The following is a 15,431-nucleotide window of genomic DNA, read 5'->3' on the forward strand; positions in this document are numbered from 1 at the left end:
TAGCCGCCCTCTTAGGGCTAGGTAGGGTAGCATCTCATGTGGGCTAAACTCCAGATTCTACCCTGCGGGTAGACACGGAGTGGCTTCTGAAAGTACGCTAAAAGCGTAGCTTGCTTCTCCGTTTCGGAGTACGTTCCGCAAAGCTCCACTCAGAATGACAAATTATACCTTCCCAAACTTTTCAAACATGCTCTTAGAAGCTGTTTATAAATTCGACAAAACCTTAATTTTTCCGACTTTAGCTAACCAATGGGACGAATTTCAAATGCTTGGTTATAATATCTGGCTGTAGCAATATTAAAACAGGCAAAATCTCCTCCGTGAGATTATTCTTTCCATGAAGCAGCAAAAGAATAAATATAGTCACTGTACAGCAATAGAAAGGGTTTATCTATCATCTCCCGCGCAATTTTTATTAGATAAAAATCTACTTCAAGGTAAAATATTAGACTTTGGTTGTGGTTTCGGTAATGATGTCAAATTATTACGACAAAAAAGATTTGACATTACAGCATATGACCCTTATTATTTTCCTGAATATCCTGATGATAAATTCGATACAATTATTTGCTCTTATGTTTTAAATGTTTTATTTATCGAGGAACAGGCAAATGTACTGATGGAAGTATCGCATTTATTGAAACCAGGAGGAAAAGCATACTTCGCAGTGAGAAGAGATATCAAACGAGAAGGGTTTAGAGAACATTATGTTCACAAAAAGCCCACATATCAATGTTTAGTCAAACTCCCATTTGCATCAATTAAACTCAACGAATATTGTGAGATTTACGAATATACTCATTATAACTATCAGCGAAATTCGTCTAATCATTGCATATTTTGTAATCCATATAAAAGCCTCAAATTACTTACCGAATCGGCGACTGCTTATGCAATGTTTGATGGATATCCTTTAAGCAAAGGTCATGTTTTAGTGATTCCTAAACGTCACATTAGTAATTATTTTGAATTACCATTAAAGGAACAATCAGCTTGCTGGCTAATGGTTAATAAAGTCCAAGAACTCTTGCACAAAGAATTTACACCTGACGGTTTTAATATCGGAATGAATATTAATAAACATGCTGGACAAAATGTTATGCACGCAAGTATTCACATTATTCCTCGTTACCAAGGTGATTCTGTGGGAAATAAAAGTGGGATGCGATGTGTAATTCCCCAGACAAAAAGGTAAAGTTTCTATTCTCTTTATTTTCTTCTCTTGATAATGTGGACTTAGATTTGATGCTTAAAATTTTTAATAATTGGGTTTGCCCGCATTTTCATACTTCCTGGTGCTGAAATTGTTAATCCACGACGCACAGGCTTAATCGAACGATTATCAAGACGCTTATCAACAAGCGAAAGTTGATATTTTGACAAAACTGTAGCTAGAACAATCTTCATTTCATACATGGCAAATGCGAGTCCAATACATCTGTGATCGCCACCTCCAAAAGGTAAATATTCATTTAGCTCTTCCCGAAGCCAAATAACCCGCATCGGCTGTAAAAATCTCTTCTAGCGCTTGAGGATTGCAAAAATAAACTAGGTGATTCCCACTTTTATTGAACAAAGTAAATGTATCACCATAATTTTTTGCATTGTCTTCCATATACTTGTTCGGCTGAAATACAAATTTCATCAACCGTTTCAATGATGGATTTCTACAACCTTCTGGTAAGCTAGTCACTGTCGTCATAAATATACGTTCTCTTATTCGTACATATTTATATTGTGACAATTTTTTAAGGGTTTATAGGTGATGGCTTCATTTTCACCAACAGATTCCCGATTTCTAACTATGTTTGTCGTCAGACTTTAGATTTTCGCGCAGAAGTTGGGAATCTTGAACCCACTCGATCACTCGTGTATTAATAAATTCTCGTTCCTTAGAGATGATATTTGGGGCAATTAAAGTACTAGTTATTACCCCAATAAAAGCTTTAATCCAAAGTACGAATTATTGTTAGCTCAATCTGATTTTCGCCTGTTTCAGCAATTTTAATATCGACATTGGGACCAAAATATTTGGTCATTTTTTCATGCTTTGCTTGCCATGCTTCAAGGGTTATAAATGGTGAATCAAAGTCCAAAATCAAAGTATAAGCTCCATCTGTTTCTGTTTCGTGCAAACTTGTTGCGATCGGCATTTCATCTTCAGATGGACTGAGTTGTAAGTATACAAATGCTTGATCTAAGTGAGCTTCCTGTCCATAACAATAGCGGGTAATATCTTTACGGATTTTATTTTGGGTAACAGTTGCTTGTGCTTCCCGCAGTTTGAGAATTTCGGGGGTAGTTGCTTGACTAAAGGGTACGGGTTCAAGTTCACTAGCTTTGAGTGCTAATCCTCCTAAAAGTAGGGGAATACCGTAAAAGAAACCAGCTAGGTTTAGTGTCGCGTTATCGTTAGCATAGGCAATAAAGCCAATGGTTGTTAAGATGCTGCCTACAGTTAAACCCAAGACAGACAAGCGTATTTTGCCGAACATAGTAATGGAGGTATGAGTTTTAATAATTCCAGTGTTACTATCATCGGCGATTATTCGACACTTATTTCGACACTTATAAATATGGATTTGCTCAAATGCAGAATTTCACCATCAAAATAGTCTCTTGTCTCGATAATGATAGTTTTATTTTCCCACTGAATGGTCGTAGGGTGGGGAAACCGCTTTTAATTAGATTACATCTAATCAAATTACATAGAAAAACGATGCCAGTTTTATTTTCCCACAGGATAGTCTTGGGGTGGGGAAACCCCACCCCTACAATTGTCTGGGATATTGAAAAATTATTGTGTGACGGGTTAAGATAATTTCTTGCGTCCTATTAATCTACTTTTTGCGCTAATTTTAAGTTGAAGATGATTATAAGGGGATTAAAACTATGGATGTACAGGATATCAAACAACGTGTGACTGCTGTTCAAAGCAAACGAGATTATTTGTTAAGACTTTTAGAACAACCCAACTTGGGAACTTTGAGAATAGATGTTAACCAAGCACTAGAAGAAATGGATGAATTAATAGATGAATATAGACGCACTTTTGGAGAAGTGGAAAGCTAACAGTTCAATAATAGTAAGGGTTACATACTAATAAAACTGTGTCGTTGTTGGGGATAATCTTAAATCCCCACTTACAGTTACTTATGCTTGTCCTTTATCAAAAAAATCACCTAAATAACTTAATCTGAATAAATTTAGCTTAGAAACTCCAACTTAAGAACTTAAGTCCGATAGTCCAAGTTGAACTAATTTAAAATACCTAGAATTTTTTTCATATATTAGCCAGCTATTGAATTTTTTCCATTACCTAATCGCCGTACTAAAGCGATTAATTCACTTGTGGGTACATTTTTTTGACAAAATACATCCCAATTTCCAGAGTGGTTGGCATCTTTACTATTTGCATCTTCGACAGAAGAATAGGCAATGATTTGGGTATTAGGCGCGATCGCTTTGATTCGATCTGATGCCGTCCAACCATCCATGACTGGCATTTGCAGATCTAAAACAATAACATCGGGTCGATGCCGTTTGACTAATTCCACTGCTTCTTGACCGTTAGTAGCTAAAGCAACTACTTGTATGTTCTGTTGACAAGAAAGTGCCAGTTGTAAGGTTAAACGAGTCAGTTCGTGGTCATCAACGACTAAAACCTTCAAGGTAGAAGACTCACAGGACAGCATTAACATCCAATTAAAAGACAAACAATAAATAATAACCCTTACATCTTATAAGAACACCCTACTAAATTGACTCTATCTGATGGATGAATAAGTTGCATGTAATGCATACAACTTTCTCGACAGAATTGTAAAAATCTGGAGATTTCTCCCAAATAAATAAATTTTCATCAAGAAAAGATTTTCATTTTCAAACTCTTCATGTACGCACAACTTTTCGAGGTTCCATCGAATTTGAGTTAATACCTACCGAACCTAATACCATTGCCATTAGAGCTTGTTGAGAACTAGATTCGGGACAATTTTCACCAGGTCGGCGCTGAACATAACTACCATCAGTTTGTAACTCCCAAGCTTGGCGATTATCGGCTAGCATTATTCCTAAAACTTCTTGCAAGTCTTTAGCAATATCTCCATCTAAAATTGGGACGATTGCTTCAACCCGACGGTCTAAATTTCGAGGCATCCAATCAGCGCTACCAATAAATATTTCTTCTTGTCCTTTGTTATAGAAGTAGAAGATGCGGGAATGTTCTAAAAAGCGACCAATAATACTGATGACGCGAATATTTTCACTAACCTCTTTGATTCCTGGACGCAAGCAGCAGACACCACGGATAATTAAATCGATTTGGACTCCCACACGGGAAGCTTCGTACAAGCTAGCGATAATTTGCGGGTCAACTAGGGAGTTCATTTTGGCTACAATGCGTCCAGAGAAGCCATTTTGGGCATTTTCGATTTCGCGTTTAATTAATCCTAAAAAGCGATCGCGCATGTTTACGGGGGCAACTAATAGCTGTCTGTAGGACTTTTGCCGCGAGTATCCCGTCAAGTAATTATATAAGTCGGTTAAATCTGCTCCCAGTTCATCGCGACAGCTGAATAAACCAAAGTCTGTATATAAACGTGCGGTTTTGGGGTTGTAGTTACCCGTACCAATATGCACATAACGACGAATTCTGTCTTTTTCCCGTCGCACCACCAAAATTGTTTTGCAGTGTGTTTTTAACCCAACTAAGCCGTAAACTACATGTACACCGACACTTTCTAATCTTCGTGCCCAGTATATATTATTTTCTTCATCAAAACGGGCTTTGAGTTCCACCAATACTGATACTTGTTTACCATTTTCGGCGGCGGCAATTAAAGCATTGACAATTGGGGAATCTCCAGAGGTGCGGTAAAGGGTCATTTTAATTGCTAGCACATCCGCATCATGTGCCGCATGGGTAATAAATTTGACCACCGACGCTGTAAAAGATTGGTAGGGATGGTGTAGGAGTAAATCGCGATCGCGGATGACAGCGAAGAAATCCTTACCTTCCTCTATCTCCATTAAGTCTGGATTGACAATAGGTTCGCGGATACGTTGTAGTCTGGCAGGTACGACAGATTGCCAGGGTTTGTCCTTTAATCCCGGTAATGGTAGGGACATAAAATACATCAAATCCCGTAAACCGAGCAAACCTTCAACTTCATAAACATCGGTATCGTCCAATTCCAAATCTTGGAGCAAACGCGATCGCACGGCTTCGGGTGTTTGCGGGTTAATTTCCAAGCGTACTGGTGTTCCCCCGACACGACGTTTGCGTAATTCCTGTTCGATTGCGAGTAATAAATCATCAGCTTCGTCTTCTTCAAGACCTAAATCAGCATCACGGGTAATGCGGAAAGTATGATATTCCTGAATATTCATCCCTGGAAATAGGGATTCTAAATTATGTGCGATCGCTTGTTCGAGGGGAATACCTGTCCAAGTTGCAGGTTTACCATTGTGCTGAATGCTTAATTCTGGGGGTAAGGGTAAAAATCGCGGTAATACTTTGGGAACTTTAACCCGTGCGAAAAACTCTTCTTCTGTTTCGGGATTTTTGATTAAAACAGCCAAATTGAGGCTGAGATTGGAAATATAGGGGAATGGGTGACTAGGATCGACAGCCAACGGTGTAATTACGGGAAATATTTGGTCTTCAAAGTAATTATCAAGATAATTGCGCTGCTTCTGACTTAATTCGATGTAGTCGAGAATATAAACACCGTGGTTTGTGAGTTGCGATCGCAATACTTTCTGAAAATGCTGGTGTTGTTGAACCACCGAAGGACGTAACGAAAAGCTGATATCATCAAGCTGCTGTGTCGGTGTACGTCCATCAAATGCCAATTGAATAACTTTTGCCTCAACCTGCTGCTGGAGTGCAGCAACCCGCACCATAAAAAACTCATCCAAGTTGGAACTAAAAATCCCCATAAACTTGAGACGTTCTAATAGGGGAGTACGTGAGTCCATCGCTTCGTGCAAAACTCGGCTATTGAATTCTAACCAACTGAGTTCACGATTGAGATAATATTGCGGGTCTTTGAAATCTATCTGAGGGGGGATTTTTTTGGGTTTTGCCATGATGCACTCAAGACGGGCGAATATAGCTTTGGCTAAGAAGACTTTAGATTAAAAGCTTGTAATTATCTATTTTAAATGAAATTTCGCGTTTCACTATGAGAATTTAGAATAGGTAAATACTTCAAATCCGTCAAGTTCACATTAAATTTGCGTTCCTTAGAAAAAATAGAGTCATAAGATAATATTATGATTTATATTTCAGTACAGATTTTGCTATTCTTAAAATACATTTCTGTGAAAAATTCGCAGATTCAGCTTTTAAAGTTGGGTTTTGTCATGCTTATCGAATTTAGTGTTGGCAATTATCGATCCTTCAAAGAGAAAGTCACTTTCAGTATGGTGGCAGCGAACCTTGTATCTAAAGATAAGGAAGTTGACAACAATAATGTTTTTAGTGTTGATGATAATCTCAGTTTACTTAAAAATGCAGCAATATATGGAGCAAATGCAAGTGGTAAAAGTAATCTTGCAAAAGCAATGAGTTTCATGAAATGGTTTATGGTTAACTCTTCAAAAGAAACTCAAAGCACGGAAAAAATAAATGTAGAACCATTTAGACTAAGTACAGAAACTGAGTCGCAACCATCTTATTTTGAAATTGTATTTTTACTAAAGAGTCAAAAATATAGATATGGGTTTGAGGTCAATAAGGATAAAGTTGTCTCAGAATGGCTTTTTTATGTACCAAAAGTAAGAGAAACGAAACTTTTTGAACGCAATGAGAATCACATTAGTTGTTCTCGAAATTATAAAGCAGATGGAATTCAGCAAAGAACTCGACATAATGCATTATTTTTATCTGTTTCGGCTCAATTTAATGTTGATATTGCCGAAAAAATATTAACATGGTTAACAAATCAATTAAAAATTGTCTCTGGACTCAATGATGATGGCTATCAGGGATATACATCGCGTTGTCTAAGGGAAAGTAAAAGCAAGAAAGATGCAATATTTAAACTAATAAAAAAACTAGATTTGGGCATTAGTGAACTTGATATACAAGAAGTAGATTATATTGAAAGTCTCCGTGAAGCCCGAAATCAACTTCCTCAAGACGCACCAAAAGAATTCAAAGAAATACTTGCAAATCTCATAAACACTTATCATTCAATCGAACTATTAATAAGAGAACAAAAAGTAACTTCAATTAAAACTCTCCATCAAAAATTTGATGAGAATGGTGTTTTAGTTGGAACAGAATCATTCGATCTAAATTTACAGGAATCAGAGGGAACTCAGAAGATATTCGCGATATCAGGTTTATTAGTAGATACATTGCAAGAAGGCAAGACTCTTATTATTGACGAGTTTGATGCCAGACTTCACCCTCTGATTAGTTATGCAATTGTCGAATTATTTAATAAAAAAGATACGAATCCTAATAATGCACAATTGATTTTTATGACCCATGATACTAATTTACTTACTAATAAGCTTTTTCGTAGAGACCAAATCTGGTTTACCGAAAAAAATAAATATGGAGTTACAGATTTATATTCTTTAGCCGAATATAAAATTCGCAATGACGCTTCATTTGAAAGTGATTATATCAAAGGACGATATGGTGCAATTCCTTATATTGGCAATTTAAGCCATCTGATTGATGCTCATGGCTAAAAGAAAAAGTCAGCATCAAGGATACTCATCTAGAAAAGTTAATACAAGAGAAATCCGACAAAGATTTTTGATTATCTGTGAAGGTGGAAAAACAGAACCGAACTATTTTCGGAGTTTTAGAGTTCCCAAAGTAGTAATAGAAGTGCAAGGGTTAGGAATGAATCCTAGTAAATTAGTAGATAAAGCAATAGAGCAGAAAAATCCAGAAGAATATGACCAAATCTGGTGTGTTTTCGATCGCGATTCATGGATGGAAACTGATTTCCACAATGCGATTAAAAATGCTAAAGATGCAGGTATCGAAATTGCTTACTCTAATGAATCTTTCGAGTTGTGGTATGTTCTTCACTTTGAATTTCTGAATACAGGAATTCCCAGAAGTGACTATTTGAAAAAGTTGGAGCGACATCTGGGACACAAATACGCAAAAAATAGTGATGACATCTATGATGAATTACTTAATCGTCAACCAAATGCGATAAAAAATGCTGAAAATCTTCTGAAGAAATATGAACCATCTAATCCTGCTAATGATAACCCTTCAACAACAGTGCATCGATTAGTTCAACAACTAAATAAGTTTCTTCAATAATGAGTATTCCCAGAAAAAAATCATTCAATTACTGAAAGCGAAATTGTTTATTACTGATTACTGTTTCTTCTTCGCAGCAGCAGAAATTGGCAGCTGTAAATTCTGATTATAGACAAACTCATTACGAATCTCGATTGAACGCTTGGGAAGTGCATCGTTGACATTAAGTCCATCTTGGGTAGAAATCCGCAACATATACTTACCAACGGGAACCCCATCCAGACGGTACAAACCAAACTTATCCGTCAAACCAGATAATATTCTCGCACCAGCAGAATTCATCAATTCTATTTTAACTTCGGCAACTGGTTGTCCGGAAACATCCGTTACCCGTCCAGCCACACCAAACTCTGCCCGTACTGGAAAATCAAGCCGAGTAACAGCCGAGTTAGCAACTTGCGCTACCATACTTGTCTTCGGTACTGAGAGTTCAACAGGTAATGTATCGGGTTCAAGTTCGACTATATAGTTACCTTCAGGCAAACCACCGACAAAGAAATTCCCCTTCGAGTCGGTTTGTGAAGAACCCATGACTTGACCACGATTATCGATAATACGGACATTAGAGCCAGCTAAATCAAAACCACCCTTAGCACCTTCCACTTTAATATGTCCTGCGATCGCGCCACGTTCTTTGGTGACTCCTGTATAGTTTGCTGGTGTAATTTGTCCCCGTGCAAATGATAAATCTGATACTAGTGTGAGACTAAAGCGATCGCTGCCAAAACCACCAAAGTTACCGCTAGTTGCTCTGGAGGGAATACCTTGATATTCGAGTCTTGCCAACAAACCAGGTAATACCTGCATACTTGCACCCGCGATTGGTGCAACTTCACCGTCTCGCAAAGCTAATCCCAGGTTCCAACTTAGTTGTCTGAGACTATTTGGATAGTAACCAAAACCTAAGGTATAACGTGGTGCGGAACCGCTACCAAATTCAGTTCCTCCAGATATTTGATAGTCATTTTTGAATTTGTAGCTCAAATCTGAAAGATAAGCATCACCATAAGTATTAAATGATAAGCGAGTAGCCCAATTTGGTTGATAGAAAGCATTGAATAAATATCTACCATCAATATCAGGTCTACCGTTCAAAGATACTGTGGAAAAAGGTCTTAATGTGAAAGTAGGTAAGATATAACTAGCTGTATTTGTATCGTCTTGACGGTTGCGAGCAATAAATCCTAAATTGAATTTATTATTGAAGCGATACTTCATTTCTAAACTGTGATTAAAGCGCTCAAAACTCTCTTTATTACCTGTACGAAATGACCTTGGTAATGATTGGGAGTTGGCATTAATATCTAATTTATCAAGTTGAATATCTAAGTCAGCTGCATAACCTAGTTTGCCATAGGAATTACCGACACTACCAGATAGAATTACAGGATTTGCCAATCTCCAAACTAAGCCAGCTTGCGATTGTAATGTACCTGGAATTGCCTGTAGAGAACTTTCAAAAGTTAAGTTACTTGATAATCCTTGTCTTAATTGGTAAAAACCCATCAATTTACCATTATAGTCAGAATTAGTTTCTCCAAACAATTGGTCTTGGACTAAATTACCACTAATCCCTAAACCAGCGAGTTGAACATTTCCTCCCGATGGCAATAATAAATCTGATGCGTTAATTCTCACTGTGCGGATTTCTGAAGGTACACGCAGATTGCTTCTGTCAAAAATCAAAACTTCAATTTCATTATTTTGACCGATAGGCAAATTAACATCAACAAATTCATAAACCCCATCAAAACCAACTTGTTGTTGGGCTATTGCCACACCACCAACTCGTAATTGGACAAAGCTGGCTGGGGGTGCTTCACCGCGAAATGTTTGGATTGGACGTGACCTTCTTGGTAATAGTTCTGTAGCGTTAAAACTAGTACCAAATGTTTCCGGAGGTAGATTACTATAGCCAAGTTGTAATCCAGTTAGATCCATCCCATTTAAAAGTGGATGTAAACCTAATTGTTGGCGACCAATTTGATAGCGAAAGTTCCCATTTCGTTTATAGAAATAATATTCGGAAACATCTGGACTATTAACAAAGTTATTATCAAAGCGAACCCCAACAGAACCACCTAATAATCTACCACCGAGACGTGTGGAACTGCGTAAGCTGGAATCACCACCACCATTAGTCAAATTAAATTCTTGTCTCAGGCTTGATAAGCCATTTTGAGGTGCAAAAACATCTGGTTTTAAATTGGGTGTTTTCGTTCTATATTCACCGTTGGCTGACCTCCAAGGCAGGTCTGCAAGTAGGGTTAAATCAGCAATGTTTAAATCAATTGTAATATTTAATTTGTCGCGCATTTCGGCGCTGCTAATGTAAGATACACCGTTGATTTGTCTTAATGAATCTGGGTTTAATTGAACAGTTCCTAAAGGAGTTTTAACTTGGACTTTTGCACCTGTTTTTTCAACAGTAAAACCTGTTAATTGACCAAAAGATTCAAGAGGAATTAGTAGTATTTTATTTTCTAAAAGAACATCTAATGTGCCGATTTCTCTACCGTTAACGCTAAGTTCTACAAGAAATGGTTCATCGGGTGATTTTGCAAGTTGAAGTGAATCTTCAGGAGTTGAATTTAAGTTTGGTTCTACATTTTGATTTACATTTCCGGGATTAACTTTATTTCCGGAATTTGGTTTAAGCCGATTAATAATATCACTTGCGGTTGCTAACTTACTATTATCCGTAGGTTGAGAATTAGTTGTTTTTTGCTGTAAATCTGGTTTGGGATTACTCGCAATATTTTGTGCTATTGTTTGCGAATTTGGATTGATGGCATCACTAATTGTGTTATTTAATGTTGCCGAAATCGAAATACTGATTAGTTCTTGGACTAATGCCAAGATTTTGGAAGCATCAAAATTAGAATTATTAGCTGCTGCTTGAATATTTTTATTATTTTCTGTATTTTGATTAGTTTGATTGTTATCTAATTTTGCAACTTCATTATTCGCTGCTGAAGAATTATTATTAGATGTAGAATCAGATGTGGAATTATTATCTACTGTAGGATTACTCGCAATTTTATCAGTAGTCGAAGCTTCGAACTGAGTTGTGTCTGCGATCGCATTATTTATCGATGCATACAGTGACATGTGAATCAGTTGCTGTACTGCTGACAAAATAGTACCAACAGCATTTTTCTCTGCACTCTTGTTGTAGTCAGAACTACTGGCAATTTTTGCTGAATCTGTTTGTTGCTGAGATGGGTTTTGTTCCGGCAATACAGCAATATTTGTATTGGCTACGTTTGCAGAATTCGCAACAGAAACACTACTATTTTGCCCTTGAGCAACGATAATTCCCGATTTCTGCTTTTGAGACTCGCAAGCAACATTTTGTGCTTTCACACTCGTAGAAGCTGCCAGCATCTTGCCTAACAAGCTATTCACAAGACTAGGTTTTTGTGACTTTGTTTGTAACTTGAGTTCAGATAGCCGACATTCTGACGAGTGTGCTGTTGCTGTACTCGCATTGCCACTATCTGAAATTGAACTTTTTGTCGGTTTACTAGCACCCAAAACCTTTACTGATAGCTGTTTGCCAGCAGTTTGTTCAGATGCAATTGTCGCGACAATTGGGGTTGGTGCAGGTGGTAAAGCTAGGTAGAGCATACTAAGCACAAATATTGAAATGGTTAGCCCAAAAGGGTTTTGTAAGTTTTAATTTAGTTTTATAGCAAATAATTTCTAGGCTTTAGATAATTCACTCACCCAGAAAATTAGCTATTTCTGTAAGTATCTTTGCGAGTCTTTTTGCAAATACTTTTGCAACATCCAAAACTACTTAGCAGCAGGAATCAAAAGCTTTCTGACTGGTACAGAACCAGTTCCAGTCGCTGGAACTGTGAAAGCAATACCTTTGTCGATCGCAACTCCATTTAAGTCACCGTTAATATCCAAAACGTAGTTACCAGGAGGTAATTTTTTGGTGATGGGCATGACTAATTTACGACTTGTACCAGCGAGAACTGGTGTATCCTTGAGAATTCCCGCATCAACTACATTTGCAGGTAGTTTGACATCTGGAGAACCAGCACCAGATATTTGCTGCGTCGTTTTTGCTCCTGGATAATTAGCAGCACGCCAAATCGAGTATTGTCCTTTCATGCGGACATTCGCGTTTCCACTACTGGAAATGTCAAAAATAGCGCTAACAGAGTTGGGTTTGGCATCTACATTGATGGAGTTGAGAGTACCAATACGTTTGAGATTACCCGCAAAACCGTAAACGACTACAGCGACACGTCCAATCGTAGTTACAGACTGGGAGTTTTCCTTGCTCTGGGGCAAAATTTCCTCAAGGTAAATAACTGCTCGATGTTCTCCCTCTTTCGGTTGAACTTTGGGACGAATTGCAAAGCGGAGATTTTGCGAACTGCGTGGGGGAATGGTAAATCTAGCTGGAGTGAAAACAATCCACTGATCTAGGGAATTTTCGGTCGATTGTATCTCTTGGAGCTTGCTTTCTTCATTCAAAGTCCAGTTGCGGACATAAGCTCGCATTTCCAATGGTTCCGCAGCAAAATTCGTGATTTTGATCGATTGCGATCGCCCTTTACCAGCCATCTGAATTTCAAATTTTGGTGGACTGACACCAATTTCTAGTGCGATCGCTGGTGGAATTGCCAGTGCTAGACTTTGTGCGATCGCGCCAATTAAACTTAAACTTAATGCTATATTCTTCGTCTTTTTTAGCATTGTAATCCTTGTTTACCTCTCACACCTAATTAATTCGTAAGGGTTATTAGTTAATGATTAATATTGATTATTTAGCTAATTACAAACAACTCATAATTTTTCACTTATAACTCCTAACTCCTAATTCCTAACTTATAAACACCCACCATCTATACTCTGAATACAAACCGATAAGCGACCACCATGAACACCAGCAAATTGACTTTGAGTTGGGTCTAATGTAAATTCTACGCTACCTTCAATTACCGCCAGATTTCTCGCTTCACTTCGGAATATAAGATTGCTTTCTAATGGATTTAAAATAACATTGACTGCCGAATTTCCATTAGTAGAATTATTTAAGCGATTGGCAGCACCACTATTATCTTTTAATTCATAAGTAACTTTAAGTGGTAATTGCATTTTATCAAGGGGAACCCGCTTTGTCCAAGTCGCTTTACGTTTAATATTTTGAATTAAATCCGGTTGAGCATAAAGTTCCTGTGTATTCTTTGCATAGCCACTAGGATTAACAAATATATCTTTGATTGGGTCAAGGGCTATGGTATCAGGTGATATTCCCAGCACTCCTGAGTCTTCTACTGTTGAAGTTGTTTGCGCTAAGGCTGGTATGGATGGTAAAGCGAAAAATGCCATCAATATTGCCAAGCTGCGTAATAGATTAAACTGATAATTCATTATCTCGATGCTGACAAAACGAGGACTCTTGACAGAATTAAAATGCAATTTAAAAGAGTTAAAAATCAAAATCATAGTTGAGTTTTGACCTAATAATAATTTGCTACTTGTCGAACTTATATTTAATTTATAACTCCTAATTAGTTCTTACCTGTTATATCTGATTAATTGCAAATTGTTCAAAATTTTAACAATTGACTTTTGGCTTTTAAAAACACACATATAAAACTTTAAAAGCAAAATAATCAACAAAAGCCAAGCAGAAAAATAAACTTTGTACTTGAGAACTGGAAGCAGGCATAATGCCTGCACCAGAAATTATGATGACTAGCAATTCTATGTGAAGCTACATATTATTTGACCCTACCTCCCCTTACTAAGGGGAGGTGCCACAGGCGGTGGGGTTCTTTTATGCCTCTTCAGATTAAACTGGTATTAGCTATCTCTTTGCACACTATTTGTACGCATTTGAGGCAAATTTATAGTTGAGCCAAAGCTTCAACTGTCAACTTAGCACCACTGTGAACACCAGCTGTTGCACCACTAACATCCAAATCCAAATCAACACCACCGACTACAGGAACTCTAGCTGTAGGAGTTCCAGTACCACCAGTGACAGTTGCTCCTGTAAGGATGATTTCACTACCTGGATCGGCAGGATTTGTTAGAGTCGTAGCTTTAGGACCACTTGTATTGTTAGCAATTGGTGTAATAGTTACTGTGACTGGTTTACCGCTATTCGAGTAAACTGCAAATAATTCAGCAACGTTCTTTTTCACAGTGGTGCTGGTACCTGTACCAATCGTAGGAGCTGGAGTCAGTGTAAGTTTTGTAGTACCATCTGTCGCTGGAGTAGCGTTGAAATCGCTTTCTTTTGTCGCACCCAAATCACCTTGAGTGATTTGTAGATTGACAGTTTGGAATGTACGTAGATAGATACTAGGCTGAATAGTTACAGTTACATCTACGTCTTGCTTAACTGCATGTGCAGGTGCTGCGAAAACAGCGCTTCCTACAGTTGCGATACCAGCGATAATGCCCAAAATTTTCTTATTCATGGAAAAAATAACTCCTGAGGATAGATAATCTGATTTTTGTTGAAGTAAAATTAACTCTCGTTTTTCTGCTTGTGGCAGCTTAATGTGATTTTGCTATGTAATGACCTTATCGATATAGCTTCCCTGGATAAGCCCGAGAGTTGAAATTAAGTAGAATCTGCAACCCGAACAGAAATTGCCGATTTACTTTGCCAGCATGGTTTTAACTGTTAACGCATCACCTCCTTTACATGAATAAGTAAAAAATCTGCACCTTTGTCTCGCTTTATGTGTAGATTCCCAACCCGTCGCATGATTTATTCTTTTGTGGCAATAACGAGAGTGTTTATAAATTCGGCAAAAACCGGGATTTGTCATGCTGTCGCTTGCTTCCCCGGAGGGGTATGAAGTGATAAGTAGTTACGCAAAATTAAATATATACTGCGATTGCTTCGTTCCAAGTCCTACGGACACGCTGCGCGAACGCAATGACGAGGGTTTGAGATTTTCGGAATGTATAAATATTTTTGCACTACCACTTAGCGTAGTGTACGCGGAGCGTTCCCGTGGGTTAGCATCCCTCGACTACGGTTCAAACCCTAGATTCTAGCCTTCGGCAACGCGTTCGCGCAGCGTGTCGCTTTGCGACTCAGCGCGTACGTTCCTCAGAATGACAATTTCTTAGAATGACAATTTCT

At 37.9% G+C, this 15,431-nt stretch carries 13 protein-coding genes; 4 read left to right on the forward strand and 9 right to left on the reverse strand.

Annotation, left to right across the window (positions count from 1 at the left end):
• Positions 1–337: 337 nt before the first annotated feature.
• Positions 338–1,195, forward strand: coding sequence for an HIT family protein (locus tag CK510_RS13605; RefSeq protein WP_095722214.1), 858 nt, complete (start codon positions 338–340; stop codon positions 1,193–1,195).
• Between the two features lie 41 nt (positions 1,196–1,236).
• Here CK510_RS13605 and CK510_RS13610 read toward each other — a convergent pair whose 3' ends face one another.
• From CK510_RS13610 to CK510_RS13620, 3 genes are all read right to left on the reverse strand, one after another.
• On the reverse strand, positions 1,237–1,503 hold the full coding sequence (locus CK510_RS13610) for a cytochrome P450 (RefSeq protein ID WP_095722215.1): 267 nt from the start codon (positions 1,501–1,503) through the stop codon (positions 1,237–1,239).
• Entirely contained in the window at positions 1,469–1,702 is a 234-nt protein-coding gene (locus CK510_RS13615; protein WP_095722216.1) for a hypothetical protein, read from the reverse strand. The genes CK510_RS13610 and CK510_RS13615 overlap by 35 nt, the downstream gene beginning before the upstream one ends.
• A 244-nt stretch (positions 1,703–1,946) precedes the next feature.
• Positions 1,947–2,495, reverse strand: a complete 549-nt coding sequence (locus tag CK510_RS13620) for a DUF2854 domain-containing protein (RefSeq protein WP_095722217.1) — start codon at positions 2,493–2,495, stop codon at positions 1,947–1,949.
• A 397-nt stretch (positions 2,496–2,892) separates the two neighbouring features.
• Between CK510_RS13620 and CK510_RS13625 the strand changes: the two genes are divergently transcribed.
• Positions 2,893–3,072 carry a hypothetical protein gene (locus CK510_RS13625; RefSeq protein ID WP_095722218.1) on the forward strand — a complete coding sequence of 60 codons (180 nt, stop codon included), beginning with the start codon at positions 2,893–2,895 and terminating at the stop codon, positions 3,070–3,072.
• A 218-nt stretch (positions 3,073–3,290) separates the two neighbouring features.
• Here the strand turns inward: CK510_RS13625 and CK510_RS13630 are convergent, their stop codons facing one another.
• Both CK510_RS13630 and ppk1 read right to left on the reverse strand, forming a co-directional pair.
• Positions 3,291–3,701: a response regulator gene (locus CK510_RS13630; protein WP_095722219.1), complete on the reverse strand. Its 411-nt coding sequence runs from the start codon at positions 3,699–3,701 to the stop codon at positions 3,291–3,293.
• Between the two features lie 190 nt (positions 3,702–3,891).
• Positions 3,892–6,093, reverse strand: a complete 2,202-nt coding sequence (gene ppk1 / locus CK510_RS13635) for a polyphosphate kinase 1 (protein WP_095722220.1) — start codon at positions 6,091–6,093, stop codon at positions 3,892–3,894.
• A 186-nt stretch (positions 6,094–6,279) separates the two neighbouring features.
• Here ppk1 and CK510_RS13640 point away from each other — a divergent pair, with 186 nt between their 5' ends.
• Together CK510_RS13640 and CK510_RS13645 are read left to right on the forward strand one after the other, a co-directional pair.
• Entirely contained in the window at positions 6,280–7,710 is a 1,431-nt protein-coding gene (locus CK510_RS13640; protein WP_245912138.1) for an AAA family ATPase, read from the forward strand.
• Positions 7,703–8,302, forward strand: coding sequence for an RloB family protein (locus CK510_RS13645; protein WP_095722221.1), 600 nt, complete (start codon positions 7,703–7,705; stop codon positions 8,300–8,302). The genes CK510_RS13640 and CK510_RS13645 overlap by 8 nt, the downstream gene beginning before the upstream one ends.
• Before the next feature lie 57 nt (positions 8,303–8,359).
• On the opposite strand, the gene CK510_RS13650 is transcribed toward CK510_RS13645, so the two are convergent.
• The 4 genes from CK510_RS13650 to CK510_RS13665 form a co-directional block, all read right to left on the reverse strand.
• Positions 8,360–11,932, reverse strand: coding sequence for a carboxypeptidase regulatory-like domain-containing protein (locus tag CK510_RS13650; RefSeq protein ID WP_095722222.1), 3,573 nt, complete (start codon positions 11,930–11,932; stop codon positions 8,360–8,362).
• A gap of 168 nt (positions 11,933–12,100) precedes the next feature.
• On the reverse strand, positions 12,101–13,018 hold the full coding sequence (locus tag CK510_RS13655) for a fimbria/pilus periplasmic chaperone (protein WP_095722223.1): 918 nt from the start codon (positions 13,016–13,018) through the stop codon (positions 12,101–12,103).
• 132 nt (positions 13,019–13,150) lie between these two features.
• The gene (locus tag CK510_RS13660) at positions 13,151–13,696 is read right to left on the reverse strand and encodes a hypothetical protein (protein WP_143289298.1); all 546 of its coding nucleotides are present in this window, start codon (positions 13,694–13,696) and stop codon (positions 13,151–13,153) included.
• A 479-nt stretch (positions 13,697–14,175) separates the two neighbouring features.
• Complete coding sequence (locus tag CK510_RS13665; protein ID WP_095722225.1) at positions 14,176–14,754, reverse strand: hypothetical protein; 579 nt, start codon at positions 14,752–14,754, stop codon at positions 14,176–14,178.
• Positions 14,755–15,431: the final 677 nt, after the last annotated feature.

The sequence above is a fragment of the Brunnivagina elsteri CCALA 953 genome, from assembly GCF_002289455.1.
Taxonomy (GTDB): domain Bacteria; phylum Cyanobacteriota; class Cyanobacteriia; order Cyanobacteriales; family Nostocaceae; genus Brunnivagina; species Brunnivagina elsteri.